This window comes from Marinobacterium sedimentorum, from assembly GCF_024267675.1.
Taxonomy (GTDB): domain Bacteria; phylum Pseudomonadota; class Gammaproteobacteria; order Pseudomonadales; family Balneatricaceae; genus Marinobacterium_A; species Marinobacterium_A sedimentorum.
Map to the genome: position 1 here is coordinate 92,032 of NZ_JALDYX010000009.1, position 14,506 is coordinate 106,537.

The following is a 14,506-nucleotide window of genomic DNA, read 5'->3' on the forward strand; positions in this document are numbered from 1 at the left end:
TATCTGGAGGTACCCATGGACGCAGTGCTAGGGCATCTGCTGGTCAGCGACAATGCCTCGGGGGTTCATCCCGAGGTGATGGCCAAGCTGGCCGAAGTGAATGACGGTCATGTGCCGGGCTACGGCGCCGATGAGGTGACACAGCAGGCACTGGCGCGTTTCAAGGCTCTGTTCGGTGAGCAGAGCGAAACCCATCTGCTGTTCAATGGCACCGCTGCCAACGTACTGGCCCTCAAGGGCATGGTGCAGAGCCATGAAGCGGTCTTTTGCAGCGAGGAGGCGCACCTGCAGGTCGATGAATGCGGGGCTCCCGAGCATTTTGTCGGCTGCAAGTTGCTAGCGGTACCGAGCCTGGGGGGCAAGCTGACCCTGGCCAAAATAGAACAGCGGATGGCGGCGGATCGGGATCTGGTGCACCGCAGTCAGCCGCGGGTGATCTCGCTGGCTCAGGCCACCGAGCGCGGGTCCGTCTACAGCCTGGAGGAGCTGCGGGCCATCACGGCGTTTGCCCGGGAACAACAGCTGCTGGTGCATATGGACGGGGCGCGGATTGCCAATGCCGCGGTGTCACTTGGCGTCGGCTTCGCCGAGATGACGGCGGATCTTGGAGTCGATGTGCTGTCGTTCGGTGGCACCAAGAATGGTCTGATGATGGCCGAAGCGCTGGTGGTGCTGAACCCTGAACTGCAGCGTTCCTATCCCTATATCCGCAAACAGGGCATGCAGCTGGCTTCGAAACAGCGCTTTCTGGCGGCCCAGTTTCTGGCCTATTTCGACAACCGGCTGTGGCAGCGCAATGCCGCTAACGCCAATGCGATGGCGACCTACCTGGCCGACCAGCTGGCGCAATTCGAACAGGTCCGCCTGAGTGGACCGGTCGAGATCAATATGGTGTTTGCGCAGTTGCCGACCGCCTGGCTTGAGCCGCTGCTGCAACATACGCCACTGCTGGTGTGGCCGGGCGAGGCCTTCTCCGAAGTGCGCCTGGTGACCTCCTTCGATACCCGCCCCGAGGATATCGATCAATTTGTAAACCAGATCAGCCGCTTGTCCCATCGTTAAGCGGTCATGTCGCACTACTGACAGGCGCAGTGATCTGCCGACGCGGCTTTTCAGGCGTGGCAGGTCAGGGTGCAGCGAACCGCGGTTCCCGGCTTTGCCAGCTTCGCCGCAGATCCCGTCAGATCAGGCAATCTTTAGCCGCAAAGGATTCATAGCAGACCAGGAGGCACGTCCATGAGCCAGATCGAAGTCCATAACCCCTTTACCGGGGAGCAGGTGTTCTCGCAGCCATCGGAAAACGTCGAGGTTATCAACAGGCGTATCGATGCAGCCCAGCAGGCGTCCCGAGCCTGGCGGGCCATCAGTCCGGCCGAGCGGGCACGGCATCTGCTCGCAGCGCTGGATTATTTTCGTGGCCACGGCGATGCGATCGCTGAAGGCATCACGCGGGAAGTGGGCAAGCCGCTGGCGGCGGCGAAGGAGGAGCTGACCTTCATGCTGGAGCGGGCCGAGTACCTGTGCCGGTTTGCGGCCGACGGCGCGCTCGAGGCCAGGCGGCATCCAGAGTACGAGGACGAGGGGTTCGAAGGGCGCATCGAGTGCCGGGCCAAGGGGGTGGTCTATATCATCACGCCCTGGAACTACCCGCTATTCTGTGCCATCAACGGCACCGTCTGCGCCTTGCTCAGTGGCAATGCGGTGGTGCTCAAGCACAGCACCGCACCCTCGGTCGGCGGCCATTTCGAGCAGGCTTTCGGATCTATGGCCGGGATCGATCATCTGCTGACCCACGCGGTGGTGGATTATGAGGTCTCGGCACGCATTATCGAAGAAACCGATATCAACCATGTGGTCTTTACCGGCTCGGTGCAGGGCGGCCGCGTGGTGCAGCAGAGCGTTGCCAAGCGAGCCTTCAATGCGGTGCCGGAGCCTTTTATCCAGTGCTCGCTGGAGCTGGGTGGCAGTGATGCCGCCTATATCGCCGAGGATGCCGATCTCGAACAGGCGGCTTTCTGGGCCGTGAAGATCGGCCGGCTGCATAACTCCGGGCAGTCCTGCTGTGCCGTAAAGCGGGTGTTTGTCCACGCCAGCCGTTACGACGATTTTCTGGCCCGGGCCCAGGCGATCATGGAAAGTGAAAAAAGCGGTGATCCGATGGCGCCCGAAACGACCCTGGGGCCGCTGCATGGCGGCGAGCGGGCGGTCACAGGACTGCTCGAGATGGTGCGCCAGGCACAGGACGGCGGCGCCCGGGTCTGCACCGGCGGCGAGACCGAGCAGATCGGCGGCGTGACTTTCCTGAAGCCGACGCTGCTGGCCGAGGTGACGCCGACCATGCAGGTGCTGCAGGAGGAAACCTTCGGACCGGTACTGCCGGTCATGCAGGTGGCCAATGACGACGAGGCGGTGCAGCAGGTGCGCAACAGCCGCTATGGCCTGACGGCATCGATTTTCACCCGGTCGCGGGAGCGGGTCGAACGTTTTGTGGCGCAAGTCGATACCGGTACGGTGTATGTCAATCGCTGCAATTTTGTCGATGCCAGGCTTTGCTGGATCGGTCAGCGCGCCTCCGGCAACGGGTCACTGGCGCTGGCGCCCGAGGGGCTACAGGCCTTGAGTGCGCGCAAATCGGTGAATTTGGATCCCAGCCTACTGAAGTAGATCTGATAACGGGCCCAGCGGATGCTGCCCCAAGGAGCCTGTCATGGCACTGCTACCCCCCTGCCCGGATACCGCGCTGATGCGGGAACTGAGCGAAACGCGGCGCTGTTTTCACCGCATTCCAGAGCTGTCCTGGACCGAGTACCTGACCTCGGCGCGGCTCTGTGCCGAGCTCGAAGCCCTGGGCTTTGCTGTTGCGTGGGGCCAGGCGCTGTACGGCACGCAAAAGCCCCCCAATCCGCCGGACAGCGAAACAGATCGTATCGCCTACGAGCGGGCGGAGCAGCTGCTGGGCGCCGGCAACCGCTACCTGCCGTCGATGCAGGGCAATCGCACCGGACTTGTCGCAACGCTGGAAGGCAGCTTGCCGGCAGCACAGCCTGGGCCTGTGTTCGGCTTTCGCTTCGATATCGATGCGCTGCCGGTCACGGAGAGTCAGGACGCCAATCATGTGCCGGCGGCCGAGGGCTTTGCCTCCGAACATGCCGGCATCATGCATGCCTGTGGTCACGACGGTCACCTGACCATCGGTCTCGGGCTGGCGCGTCGGCTGGCGGCCGGCCGCGCGCGCTGGGCTGGCAAGGTGCATTTCTTTTTCCAACCGGCCGAAGAAGTGGCCGGCGGTGGCGTGCTGTTCGCCGGACTGCCACAGATGGCCGAGGTGGAGCGTTTCCTGACACTGCACCTGGGGATTGTCGATCGCTATCGGATTATCTTCGATGCCACCTGGATCGCGGCGCGAATCTACGATGTCGTATTTCATGGCCGCGCCAGCCATGCCGGCAATGCGCCCCAGAATGGGCGTAATGCGCTGCTAGCGGCCTGCCAGGCGGTGCAGGGCCTCTATGCGCTGCCGCGCCACAGCGCCGGCATGTCGCGGGTCAATGTCGGGCGCTTTGCCTCCGATAATGCCCACAATGTGATAGCCGATGAGGTGCGTTTTCGCTACGAGGTGCGTGGCGCCGACAATGACATCTGCGAATTTATGGCCGCGGCGGCCGAGCAGGTGCTCGAGGGCGCGGCGCGCATGAACGGCGTGACCTGGGAACGCCGGGTGTTCGCCGAATTCTCCAGCTACCCCAACAGCCTGGAGCTGGCCGAACGGGTCGCGGCGACGGCGCTGGAAATCGGTTTGCCCGAGGCACTGCTGCAGGACAGTTTTCTGGTTTCGGCCAGTGAGGATGCAGGTTTTCTCATCCAGAAGGTGCGCGAGCAGGGCGGCGAGGCGACCCATCTGATCCTGGGTTCGCCGGTCGGTGGCGGCCACCACTGCGGGACCTTTGACTTCGACGAACAGATGCTGGGCTGGGGTGTGCTGCTGTTCGAGCGTCTGGTGATGGACGGCTGACGGCGATCCGGCAGGGGCGGCGGCCGTGCGGTTCCACCCGGGTCCTGGCAACGCGCTCGGCGATTTCGTGTATAATCGCGCCGCGATATCTAAACCGCCCGGGGGCTAGATCCCTGAGAGCCAAGCAGCCACGGGGGATAATCCCTAAAATAGAGCTGCAAACCAATAGCCTGAGCCAGACGGAGAGTCTCAATGAGCGTGATTCGCCAAGACGATTTCATCAGCAGCGTCGCAGACGCGCTGCAATTCATCTCCTACTACCACCCGATCGACTTTGTTCAGGGTGTGCATGAGGCCTATCTGAAGGAACAAAACCCGGCCGCCAAGGATGCCATGGCGCAGATTCTGATCAACTCCCGCATGAGTGCGGAAGGTCGCCGGCCGATCTGCCAGGACACCGGTATTGTGACCGTGTTCGTCAAGGTGGGCATGAACGTGACCTGGGACGCGACCATGAGCGTCACTGACATGATCAACGAAGGCGTGCGCCGCGCTTACACTCACCCCGATAACGTGCTGCGTGCTTCCATCCTGGCGGACCCCGCCGGCAAGCGTCAGAACACCAAGGACAACACGCCGGCGGTGATTCACTACGAAATCGTCGAGGGTGATGAAGTCGATGTGCAGATCGCTGCCAAAGGCGGTGGTTCCGAGAACAAGTCCAAGATGGTGATGCTCAACCCGTCCGACAGCATTGTCGACTGGGTTGTCAAAACCGTACCGACCATGGGGGCCGGCTGGTGCCCGCCGGGCATGCTGGGTCTGGGTATTGGCGGCACGGCCGAGAAGGCCGCGGTGCTGGCCAAGGAGTCGCTGATGGACTCCATCGATATCCACGAACTGCGCGAGCGCGGTCCGCAGAACCGGGTTGAAGAGCTGCGCCTCGAAATCATGGATGCGGTTAACGCGCTGGGCATCGGTGCCCAGGGGCTGGGTGGCCTGACCACGGTGCTGGACGTCAAGATCAAGGACTACCCGACCCATGCAGCATCCCTGCCGGTGTGCATGATCCCCAACTGCGCCGCCACGCGCCACACCCACTTCACGCTCAACGGCAATGGCCCGGCCATACTGACGCCGCCAAGCCTGGAAGACTGGCCGCAGGTTACCGCCGAAGTCGGTGCCAACACGCGCCGGGTCAACCTCGACGGTATTACGCCGGAAGAAGTTGCCACCTGGAAAGTGGGCGAAACCGTACTGCTCAACGGCAAGATGCTGACCGGGCGCGATGCCGCGCACAAGCGCATGATCGAGATGCTCAACAGGGGCGAGGATCTGCCGGTCGATCTCAAGGGTCGCTTTATCTACTACGTCGGCCCTGTTGATCCGGTACGTGACGAAGTGGTGGGACCGGCAGGGCCCACCACGGCCACGCGGATGGACAAGTTTACCCGTCAGATCCTGGATCAGACCGGCCTGCTGGGCATGATCGGCAAGTCCGAGCGTGGCCCTGTGGCCATCGAAGCGATCCGCGATTACAAAGCCGTTTACCTGATGGCCGTCGGCGGTGCCGCCTACCTTGTGTCCAAGGCGATTGTCGGTGCCAAGGTGCTGGCGTTCGAGGAAATGGGTATGGAGGCCATCTACGAGTTTGAGGTCAAGGACATGCCGGTAACAGTGGCTGTGGATGTTAACGGCGAGTCGGTGCACAACACCGGGCCTGCCAAGTGGAAAGAGATCATCGCCCGTTCCGCCTGATCCTGGCGGCACAGGTCAGGCTGATCAGCACCGAACTGTGCTGACTCGCTGATCAGACCACAAAAAAATCCGGAGTCCTGTTGAGGGGCTCCGGATTTTTTGCATCTGCCTTGTTATATCTGTCTGTTGTAATTGCCCTTTGAGTCAGCCTTTACGCCTGCGATCTTTGCCGTGCATGTTCGTGCTGGGTGCGGCTCAGGCGCAATCGAGCTCCTTTTCAATTTTGCGCTTGGCATCAAGATAGCGGGGCATGGGGCCGACATCCTCGTAAATCGGGTCGCCGTCTTCAATGCGGATGATCTTGGGGCCGGGCCTATAGGGCATTTTTTCTTCCACTTCCATCAGAATGGTATGCAGAAGCGATGTGCAGACGTCTTCCCGGGTCAGGCCGAATGCGCTGGCCATGGCTTCTATTTTAACGAGGTCCTCGCGGGCAAGGGTGACATTGAGATCGGTCAGGCTGCTTTCATGCAGGGCTTTGCGTTCAAGCTCTTCTAGCAGACGGGATACATGACTGACAGGCATGGGGCATCTCCTTTGGTGACGACAGTATAAAAGCTAGTCCAGTCGCGGGGATTTGGCGAGGGATTTTGTGCCGTCTGCAGGCTCGCTGGGCGGCAATATGCATGGTTTATATCACCCCGGCTTTTCTCTAGAATGTTGCACTTGCGAAATATTAACGGGGACCTTGCGGGTTATGGCGAATATCAAGATTCTGGTGGGAACAACTTTCGGCGCAACCCAGGAGATAGCCGAGGATTGCGCGGCGCAACTCAAGGCGCTGGGTCATGTTGCCAGGGTGCTGCGTCAGGCGCAGTTTGACGATGTGGTCGCCGAGGATACCGAGGTGTTGCTGGTGTGTTCGGCCACTATTGGCCAGGGCGAGGTGCCGGAAAATCTGTTGCCGCTGTACCTGGAACTGCGTGATCGTTTTCCGTTGCTGCCCAAGGTGGGTTTTGCCGTGATTGCCCGGGGTGACAGTTCCTACGATGACTTTGCCGAGGGCGGTCGTCAGGTGGCTGACCTGCTACGCGAGTTGCAGTTGCGTGAGCTGGTATCGCCGCTGTTTCTGGATGCCTGCGAAACCATGGATCCGGAAGCCGAGGTGGATGCCTGGATTCAGGGCCTGGCTGCGAAAATCTGACCTGGCCGCCAGCGGGAACCGATGCCAAGGCGCCTGTTCCCGCTAAAACGGTTGTGCTACTTCTTCAGGAAGCCGCAGCGCTGCAGAAACGCCAGCATGTGCGGGCGCGCTTCCTTGATCAGCATGCCGGAAATCTGTTCGCTCCAGCTCATCACCTTGGTCGCCCCGGTACGGGTACGGTAGTACTCGCGCACTTCCTCATCGTACTGTGCAATGACCGCTCTATCCTGACTGTCGTCGTAGCGATCCTGTTTCAGTACCACCGACAGCGGCAGCCGTGGCTTGGTTTCCGGATCCTGGTCGGGAAAGCCCAGGCACATGCCAAACACCGGATAGACCAGTTCCGGCAGTTCCAGCAATTCTGCGACTTCGGCGATTTCGTTGCGCAGGCCCCCTATATAGACAATCCCCAGCCCCAGTGACTCGGCGGCGATGGCCACGTTCTGTGCAAACAGGGCGCAGTCGGCAGTGGCGGTGATGAACTGCTCGGTGTAGCCGGCCTGCATCTGGGCCTGGTGCATGTCACAGGCCAGCTGGTGGCGCTTCATGTCGGCGCAAAACACCAGAAAGATCGGCGCCGCGACAATATAGGCCTGGTTGCCGGCGCAGGCGGCGAGACGCTCACGCTTGGCCTGGTCCTGTACCTGAATCAGGGTGCAGGCCTGCAGGAAGCTTGAGGTGGCGGCAGCCTGGCCGGCGCGTACCAGTTCATCGACGGTGTTCTGGTCGATCGGCTCGGCGGTAAATTTGCGGATGGACCTGTGGGACTTGAGTAGTTCGATAACCTGATTCATGTACGCGGATCTCCTTTGCAGCGGGCATTTTAGCGTTTCAAGCCCGGTGATGTCAGGGCGCGGCGCAGGAATGTGCAGGGTTTCAGTCGCTGATGCAGCGGAATGTCAGGTTAAGGCGCGGCCTGCAGATACTGCGGGTGCGTGGCAGGGCATGCTGCCAGTGATGCTGGGTGCTGCCGCGCATCAGCAGCAGTGAACCATCGTCCAGCAGCAGCTCTATCTTGGGCTGCTGCCGATCCTGGCGGTGGCGCAGTACAAAGCGCCGTGGCTGGCCCAGGCTGAGGGACGCAATAACCGGATTGGGTCCGAGCTCCGGCTCATCATCGCTGTGCCAGCCCATGCTATCGTTGCCGTCGCGGTAGAGGTTGAGCAGAACACAGTTGAAGGGGGCGGGCTCTAGCGCCTTGATGCGCCGGCGCAGCTGTTCTATCAGTGGGTGCCAGGGTTTCGTTTCCAGCAGCAGGCCGGAATAGCGGTAGTGCAGGCCCGGCTCGCCCTGAAATTGCTGCAGTCGCGGAATGGCATGCTCACGGCCGAAAAGCCGGATGCGGTCCTGGCGCCACTGGATCCCCGCGTCCAGGGCTGCCAGCAGCCGGGCGCTGTCCGGGGGGGCGATGAAGCGGCGGTACAGTACCAGTTCGGCATCGGCTGCCCTGATGTGCTCAGGTTGCATCAGGGGTGCAGCCAGCGGCGGCAGGCGTCTGCCAGGGCCGGGATCATGCTGATGGCATTGCTGGGGTGCGGGATGCAGTCGGTCGAGACGACATCGGCGCTGGCCTGCAGTCTCTGGTAGGCATCGCCCGCAAAAATGCCGTGCACGCCGATACAGGTTGCACGGGGCAGGCCTGCCTGCTGCAAGTGGTTGAGGGTTTCCAGCATGGTACGGCCGCTGGAGATGATATCGTCGACCAGTACGGGACTGTGTTCATGCCAGCGTTCGACATCGGGCAGGGACACCTCCACCGCATAGTCGCCATGACGCTCCTTGTGCAGGATCTGCCAGGGTGCCCCGGCCAGCTGTGCGACTTCGCTGACCCACTGTTCGCTCTCGGCATCCGGGCCGATCAGCAGAGGCTGCGCTATCTGCTGGCGTATCCAGTGTGCAATCAGCGGTGCCGCGGGCACCCGGATACTTTTCAGGCTGTAGATTTCATCGAGGGATGCGTAGCGGTGCAGATGGGGGTCAACCGTGATCAGGCCATCGAACAGGCCGGACAGTTGCTGTGCAAAGATGCGTGAACTGATGCACTCACCCGGCTTGAAACGCTTGTCCTGGCGCATGTAGGCCAGGTAAGGGCTGATCAGCAGCAGGCGGCGCGCGCCGAGTTCACGCAGGGTCGTGGCGGCAAACAGTAGCGGCAGCAGCTTTTCGTCGGGATGAAACAGATTGCAGAACAGCAGGCAATCACGTCCCTGACAGTCACTGTGGATTCGCAGATAGCTTTCCCCGTCAGGAAATTGGTGCAGTTCCAGTTCGCCGGTTTCGGCTGGCAGAAGCTGTTCTAGTTGCGTCACCAGTGCGGGACTTGAGGCCAGGTTAAACAGCAGAGGGGTCATGGGTGTTGCTCCTCTATGGCTGCCAATTCGACCACTTCCAGATGGTTCTCCAGATAGTCGACGGCATAGTTAAGCTCGCCCGAGCTTTCAGCGTGGATGCTTAGCAGGATAGCGTTGGGCTCAACCTGGTCGCCGAGCTTGATCGGAATCTCGACGCCGGCCGCAGGGTCCGCCGGTGCGCCGGCCAGTTTGGCAATCTTCGACAGCAGGCGGTTATCGATCGCCTGGACGATGCCCGCGTGACGTGCGGTCAGTGTGTAGCGATAGGGCGCGACCGGCGGCTGTTTCAGGCCGCCCTGGGCCATGCAGATGGCCTTAAACTGGCGCCAGGCCTCGCCTGTGTCAATTTTATTCCGTGCCATTGCCTGCCCCTGTCCAGGTGCTGTGACGGCGGCCATCTCCAGCATGGCGCCGGCAAGCAGGCAGGCGCGGTCTTTCAAATCCTGTGGTGCATCTGGCTTGCCCTGCAGTACGGCCAGTATATCCCTGGCTTCCAGTGCCGGGCCGATACCGCAGCCAATGGGCTGGCTGCCGTCGGTGCAGAGGATGCTCACATTGAGCCCCAGCTCGGCGGCGACCCTGCGAAAGGTGTCGGCCAGCTTAGCCGCGGCTTCCTGGCTGCGAACCTTGGCGCTGGGGCCGACCGGGATATCAATCAGTACATGGGTGGCCCCGGCGGCGATCTTCTTCGACAGTACCGAGGCGATCAGTTGGCCCTCGCTGTCTATGTCCAGCGCGCGCTCCACCTGGATCAGCAGATCATCCGCAGGGCTCAGGCGTACCGATCCCCCCCAGGCCAGGCAGCCGCCGACCTTATTGACAACATCCTTCATTTGCGTCTGGCTCAGGCAGACATTGGTCAGTACTTCCATGGTATCGGCGGTGCCCGCCGGGGAAGTGATGGCCCTGGATGAGGTTTTGGGAACTGTCAGGCCAGATGCCGTCAGGATGGAAACCAGTATGGGGGTTGTGCGGTTGCCGGGCAGGCCGCCGACACAGTGCTTGTCAATCACCATGGGCAGGTGCCAGTCGATGGTGTCCCCGGCGTTGACCATGGCGCGGGTCAGTGCCGATATTTCCTGCAGGCTGAGATTGTCGGCGCCGCAGGCCGTGATGAAAGCGGCGACATGCACGTCGGCATAGCGGCCATCGACAATATCATCAATGATATCTTGCAGCTGCTGCTGGTCGAGCGTGTGGCCGAATACCTTGGCCCGTACATAGGACAGCGATTGGACCGGCGCGGGGTGGGAAACCCGAATCGGGGCGCCCTCGCTAAGGCCAAGTCGTTTCCAGGCTGGCTCCGAAAAGCCGATCTGGCCGTTAGCCACTAGATCGCCGGTGATGATGTTGAGGGTTGCGATAATATGCTGGCCATCACTCGAAACCAGTACCCGTGACAGGGCGGCAAAGCCTTCTGACCGGCAGACCGGACTATCGGCGTGCAGATAAATGATGGGTTCGTGGTGTGTATCGATGCCTAGTCGCAGCGCTTCGAGCGGGGCCATTCGTTCAGTGGTACAAATCATGGGCTGGCTCTCCGGTGATGCGGACGCTATTGCTGTTGCCGCCTCCAATGTAGCAGTTTCCCCTGATCGGGGCAGGATCTGGATCAAGGGCCGTTCAGACAGTGGTGTCCGCGGCCTACTCTATGTCGCAAGTGTTGCCGCTCAGGGGGGCCGTGGATCTTCTGCGCTTGCGGTCTGCCCGTTGCGACGGCCTGAACTACTATTCAAGAGGCGGCTGTGTCTGGAGTGAATGACGGCAACAGCCTTGGCTTCTCGTACGGGAGACATGCTTATGCTCAGATCCGTCAAGGCATCGGACTACATGGCCCGGGATCTGGTAACCTTCACGCCGGACACCGATCTGTTTCAGGCTATACGCCAGCTGTTAGCGCGCAAGATCAGCGGTGCTCCGGTGGTGGGTGCTGACGGTGCGCTGGTGGGCGTGCTGTCGGAGGTCGACTGCCTGCGGGCGATCCTGACCCTGACCTATCATGAAGAGGAGTTTGGCGGTAAGGTCTCGCAGTACATGTCGCAGGATATCTGTACCATCGAGTACGATGCCGATATCATCAAGGTCGCCGAGACCTTTATCAAAAATGGCATGCGCCGCCTGCCGGTGGTTCAGCGCGGCAAACTGATCGGACAGATCAGCCGGCGCGATGTATTGCGCGCCGTGGAGGTATTTGCCCAGGATGGCTGAGCGGCGCTGTGCGCCGCATGGATGTCGGGACGGCAGCTGTCAACGGGTGGGCTCACGCCTGCCCTCCTTTATTACACTGGAGTCTCATGGGTTATCGCTTCCCGGAACAACCGATTCTGTTCTATCCCTCTCTTGCAAGGCGCATCGGCAGTGATGAGGCCTTGCTGCTGGCTATTTATCACGACCGGGCCCGCAATGGCGGGCGTGCCGAGCCCTCTGAGCTGGTGCTTAGCCGTGCCCACTGGCTGAAAATCGCCGACTTCTGGGATGAGGACTACCTGCGCAGCGTCACCGACAGTCTGGTGCGACAGGGCTGCATCCGGGCTTCGGTCGACAGTGCGCTGGTGCGGCTCAGCCTGGAGCCCCAGGGTGTTTCCCCGTCACCCGAGGGTGCTATGCCTGAGGCTGACGAGTCAGCCGAGTCTGTGGCCTCCAGGGCCGCGCCTATGGCAGAGATGCCCCAGGTTGCAGACCTGGCGGATGCGGATTCTGTACATGACAGGCATCCTGGGGATCCGGCCCCGTCGCAGCGGCCTGAGTCCGCCCCGCAATACGCGCCAGTAGCCCCAGCGCTGCCCCGTCGTCATCCTGAGCCGACGCGACGCTTGGATGTTTCTGCTCAGGCTGCTGAGCCGGTTAGAGAGCAGGCTGCAGCGTCCTATGCCGAGCGGCATCCAGAATCGAGCCGGCAGATCCCGCCCCGCCACCAGGCAGACACGCTCAGCCGACTGGATGTGCACGATACGCCGCCCCGTCCTCTGACACGCCAGGCGTTGCGCGCGACGCCGCAAACCATTCAGGCGCGCGGGCCTGCCCCGACCTTTGGTGGTGCCAGCGGCTGGCGGCGGCACAAGGATGAACTGCAGGTGCTGTTCGAGCAGCACGAAGAACGCAATCAGCAGCTTAAACCCATGCAGCTTGGCTGGCGGCCCTCCGAAACTTTCTTTGCCCTGCTGCCAAGACACAATATTACCGTTGAGTACGCCGAAGGTTTGCTGGATGAGTTCGTGCTCTACTGGCTCGACAAGGACCGCAAGGAAACCAACTGGGATCAGAAGTTCCTCGCCTGGGTGAAACGGGAATGGGTGCGCAAGCAGACCCGTGATGGCCGGGATACCGGCGCCGACAAAGAGCGACAGACAGGTTTTAATAATGAAAACACCCGCCGAGATACTCGGGAAAAACGCAAACAGGTTACCGCAGCAATCATGGACATCCGCGACACCGACTGGTAATCGCGGTACCGGTAATAGCGATGCAGGCCCTTTGCCGCTGGAAACCAAGGCGCTGGTGAACATGCTGTTTGCGCGCTTCATGGCGATCTACGGCCACAAGTTCAAGAGCTGCTTCGAAACCCAGGATGAGATTCGCATCGCCAAGCGCGAGTGGGCCCTGAGCCTGCGTGGTTATGGCGAGCGCGAGCTGGTGTCGGCCATCGATCACTGCAAGGAACAGCTGGCCTGGATGCCCACCATCTCGGAATTTCTCAAGATTCTGCATGAGCAGGAAGGGAATTTCGGCCTGCCCGGCGTGTTGCGGGCCTATGAAGAGGCGTGCATGCATGCCGATCGACCGACGCGCCACCCGTGGTCCCATCCGGCGGTGTACCAGGCCGGGCGTGCGACCGGCTGGTTCCGGCTGCGTTCCGAGGAGCAGCGCCGGGTACTGCCCGACTTTCGCTACAACTACGAAGTGATGTCGCGCCGGGTGCGCGAGGGTGAAGACCTGAGCGTGCCGGTGGCGGTGGGTCTGCCCGATGGGCGCAGCAATACGCTGGTGGCCTTTATTCAGCGCTGGGGCGAGGAGCAGGCGCTGGCGCCTGAGGTGGCCGCGTCACTGTTGTACTACCTTACCAAACCCAAAGGCTCGCGCGTACGAGACCTGTACCGCGGTGCGTCCGAGAAGAAGGTGCAGCAGCTGGGCCTCAGCCTCGAGCTGCCGCTGGATTACCAGTAACGCCTTGAGCCTGGCCGCTCCGGCGCCAGGCCTGCGCAGGCTTAGTGGCTGGAAAAGTTGCTACCAAACATGGCGCCGATCGCCGCCGACAGGGTCTCGCTGCGCTCGGGATTGCGAAACGCCTGCATGATGGGGCGGCGCAGTGCCGGCATGAACATCAGATCGGCCAGAATGCGTGAAAATCCGTTCTGACCGGTTTCCCCCGTTGCCAGGCGTTCCAGAAAAACCTGCAGCAGTGCAGGGTCCTTGAGGCTCTCGCAGCAGCGGGTTGCCATCGCCACCAGTACTTCCGTTTCCTGTGACCGATCACTGGCCAGTATCCGGCTCAGCCAGGCCTGCCTGTGGGTGTCGCTGGGGCTATTGGACACCGCGCGTACCAGCGCCGCCAGCATCCCCTGATCATTCCCGTGCTGTGCCAGGCACTGGTCCAGGCGTGGTTGCAGTGCCTGAATCAGGCGGTGGCTCGGTTCAACATGCTCCAGTGCGCAGCACAGCGCCCGCAGGGGTTCGTCGGGCAGCTGCGCCAGGGCACCGATCAGCAGGGCCTCGTTATTGCCCTGTTCAAGGCGCACGGCCATGTCGGCGATGCCCTGCAGACCCAGATTAGGCCACTGATCAAATCCGAGCTGGCCGGCAAAGTAGTGTTGTGCATACTCGTAGTGCGGCGAAGCGGGCAGCCCCAGCACGCTGTTGGCATGGGCATGGAAGATGGCCATCTTTTCGGCGTCGGGCTTGAATGAAAAGGGATTGTCCTTGAGGGCGTCTGGGCCGCCATCGAGCAGACCGCTGATGTTCTTCAGCAGGCGCTGCAGTAAATCGTCCCGCACGGCCTGAATCAGGAAGCCCTGCTCATCCAGCGGCAATTTGAGAAACCAGACGGCATTGCGCTGGGGTTCTTTGGGATGCCACAACAGCAGGCTGACCCAGGCGTGGTGCATATACGGCTGCGGGTAGGCGATCTGCCCCTGCTCAACACGGCCGAAGACCTCGGCCGACACCTTGCTGACCCGTCGGCCCATGTCAAACAGGCGACAGCGCGCGCCTGTCTGGTGAATCAGGTCCAGTAACGATTGAATAGGGTCCACAGTGCTGTCCTCGTGTCCAGTGTATCAAGGGGGCGGATTTTACCAGCCCCGG

The 14,506-nt window shown here is 61.6% G+C and carries 14 protein-coding genes; 8 read left to right on the forward strand and 6 right to left on the reverse strand.

Annotation, left to right across the window (positions count from 1 at the left end):
* Window positions 1-15: 15 nt before the first annotated feature.
* From MRS74_RS10305 to MRS74_RS10320, 4 genes are all read left to right on the forward strand, one after another.
* Complete coding sequence (locus MRS74_RS10305) at window positions 16-1,062, forward strand: threonine aldolase family protein (RefSeq protein ID WP_254580201.1); 1,047 nt, start codon at window positions 16-18, stop codon at window positions 1,060-1,062.
* 174 nt (window positions 1,063-1,236) lie between these two features.
* Window positions 1,237-2,664 carry an aldehyde dehydrogenase family protein gene (locus MRS74_RS10310; protein ID WP_254580202.1) on the forward strand — a complete coding sequence of 476 codons (1,428 nt, stop codon included), beginning with the start codon at window positions 1,237-1,239 and terminating at the stop codon, window positions 2,662-2,664.
* 43 nt (window positions 2,665-2,707) lie between these two features.
* On the forward strand, window positions 2,708-4,012 hold the full coding sequence (locus MRS74_RS10315) for an amidohydrolase (protein WP_254580203.1): 1,305 nt from the start codon (window positions 2,708-2,710) through the stop codon (window positions 4,010-4,012).
* A gap of 192 nt (window positions 4,013-4,204) precedes the next feature.
* Window positions 4,205-5,710 carry a fumarate hydratase gene (locus MRS74_RS10320; RefSeq protein ID WP_254580204.1) on the forward strand — a complete coding sequence of 502 codons (1,506 nt, stop codon included), beginning with the start codon at window positions 4,205-4,207 and terminating at the stop codon, window positions 5,708-5,710.
* A gap of 195 nt (window positions 5,711-5,905) precedes the next feature.
* On the opposite strand, the gene MRS74_RS10325 is transcribed toward MRS74_RS10320, so the two are convergent.
* On the reverse strand, window positions 5,906-6,235 hold the full coding sequence (locus MRS74_RS10325; protein WP_254580205.1) for a hypothetical protein: 330 nt from the start codon (window positions 6,233-6,235) through the stop codon (window positions 5,906-5,908).
* Window positions 6,236-6,407: 172 nt separating this feature from the next.
* Here MRS74_RS10325 and MRS74_RS10330 point away from each other — a divergent pair, with 172 nt between their 5' ends.
* Window positions 6,408-6,854 (forward strand): flavodoxin domain-containing protein, encoded by a 447-nt coding sequence (locus tag MRS74_RS10330; RefSeq protein ID WP_254580206.1) that lies wholly within the window; start codon window positions 6,408-6,410, stop codon window positions 6,852-6,854.
* Window positions 6,855-6,910: 56 nt separating this feature from the next.
* Here the strand turns inward: MRS74_RS10330 and nfsA are convergent, their stop codons facing one another.
* From nfsA to MRS74_RS10350, 4 genes are all read right to left on the reverse strand, one after another.
* Entirely contained in the window at window positions 6,911-7,648 is a 738-nt protein-coding gene (nfsA, locus tag MRS74_RS10335; protein WP_254580207.1) for an oxygen-insensitive NADPH nitroreductase, read from the reverse strand.
* Window positions 7,649-7,730: 82 nt separating this feature from the next.
* The gene (locus MRS74_RS10340; protein WP_254580208.1) at window positions 7,731-8,321 is read right to left on the reverse strand and encodes an alpha-ketoglutarate-dependent dioxygenase AlkB family protein; all 591 of its coding nucleotides are present in this window, start codon (window positions 8,319-8,321) and stop codon (window positions 7,731-7,733) included.
* The gene (locus MRS74_RS10345; protein ID WP_254580209.1) at window positions 8,321-9,205 is read right to left on the reverse strand and encodes a ribose-phosphate pyrophosphokinase; all 885 of its coding nucleotides are present in this window, start codon (window positions 9,203-9,205) and stop codon (window positions 8,321-8,323) included. Before MRS74_RS10345 ends, MRS74_RS10340 begins: the two co-directional genes overlap by 1 nt.
* The gene (locus MRS74_RS10350) at window positions 9,202-10,734 is read right to left on the reverse strand and encodes a thymidine phosphorylase family protein (protein ID WP_254580210.1); all 1,533 of its coding nucleotides are present in this window, start codon (window positions 10,732-10,734) and stop codon (window positions 9,202-9,204) included. Before MRS74_RS10350 ends, MRS74_RS10345 begins: the two co-directional genes overlap by 4 nt.
* Before the next feature lie 271 nt (window positions 10,735-11,005).
* On the opposite strand from MRS74_RS10350, the gene MRS74_RS10355 reads away from it, so the two are divergent.
* From MRS74_RS10355 to MRS74_RS10365, 3 genes are all read left to right on the forward strand, one after another.
* Window positions 11,006-11,413: a CBS domain-containing protein gene (locus tag MRS74_RS10355; protein WP_254580211.1), complete on the forward strand. Its 408-nt coding sequence runs from the start codon at window positions 11,006-11,008 to the stop codon at window positions 11,411-11,413.
* 86 nt (window positions 11,414-11,499) lie between these two features.
* Window positions 11,500-12,648 carry a DnaT-like ssDNA-binding domain-containing protein gene (locus tag MRS74_RS10360; RefSeq protein WP_254580212.1) on the forward strand — a complete coding sequence of 383 codons (1,149 nt, stop codon included), beginning with the start codon at window positions 11,500-11,502 and terminating at the stop codon, window positions 12,646-12,648.
* 31 nt (window positions 12,649-12,679) lie between these two features.
* Complete coding sequence (locus MRS74_RS10365; protein WP_254580213.1) at window positions 12,680-13,369, forward strand: replication protein P; 690 nt, start codon at window positions 12,680-12,682, stop codon at window positions 13,367-13,369.
* A 41-nt stretch (window positions 13,370-13,410) separates the two neighbouring features.
* Here MRS74_RS10365 and MRS74_RS10370 read toward each other — a convergent pair whose 3' ends face one another.
* A complete protein-coding gene (locus MRS74_RS10370) occupies window positions 13,411-14,454 on the reverse strand; it encodes a DUF3549 family protein (RefSeq protein ID WP_254580214.1) in 1,044 nt (347 codons plus the stop codon).
* Between the last annotated feature and the right edge of the window lie 52 nt (window positions 14,455-14,506).

What these genes read in the sequence shown, in the direction of transcription:
- MRS74_RS10305 (WP_254580201.1), top strand. Translation starts at nt 16, where the DNA reads ATGGACGCAGTGCTAGGGCATCTGCTGGTCAGCGACAATGCCTCGGGG.
- MRS74_RS10310 (WP_254580202.1), top strand. Translation starts at nt 1,237, where the DNA reads ATGAGCCAGATCGAAGTCCATAACCCCTTTACCGGGGAGCAGGTGTTC.
- MRS74_RS10315 (WP_254580203.1), top strand. Translation starts at nt 2,708, where the DNA reads ATGGCACTGCTACCCCCCTGCCCGGATACCGCGCTGATGCGGGAACTG.
- MRS74_RS10320 (WP_254580204.1), top strand. Translation starts at nt 4,205, where the DNA reads ATGAGCGTGATTCGCCAAGACGATTTCATCAGCAGCGTCGCAGACGCG.
- MRS74_RS10325 (WP_254580205.1), bottom strand. Translation starts at nt 6,235, where the DNA reads ATGCCTGTCAGTCATGTATCCCGTCTGCTAGAAGAGCTTGAACGCAAA.
- MRS74_RS10330 (WP_254580206.1), top strand. Translation starts at nt 6,408, where the DNA reads ATGGCGAATATCAAGATTCTGGTGGGAACAACTTTCGGCGCAACCCAG.
- nfsA (WP_254580207.1), bottom strand. Translation starts at nt 7,648, where the DNA reads ATGAATCAGGTTATCGAACTACTCAAGTCCCACAGGTCCATCCGCAAA.
- MRS74_RS10340 (WP_254580208.1), bottom strand. Translation starts at nt 8,321, where the DNA reads ATGCAACCTGAGCACATCAGGGCAGCCGATGCCGAACTGGTACTGTAC.
- MRS74_RS10345 (WP_254580209.1), bottom strand. Translation starts at nt 9,205, where the DNA reads ATGACCCCTCTGCTGTTTAACCTGGCCTCAAGTCCCGCACTGGTGACG.
- MRS74_RS10350 (WP_254580210.1), bottom strand. Translation starts at nt 10,734, where the DNA reads ATGATTTGTACCACTGAACGAATGGCCCCGCTCGAAGCGCTGCGACTA.
- MRS74_RS10355 (WP_254580211.1), top strand. Translation starts at nt 11,006, where the DNA reads ATGCTCAGATCCGTCAAGGCATCGGACTACATGGCCCGGGATCTGGTA.
- MRS74_RS10360 (WP_254580212.1), top strand. Translation starts at nt 11,500, where the DNA reads ATGGGTTATCGCTTCCCGGAACAACCGATTCTGTTCTATCCCTCTCTT.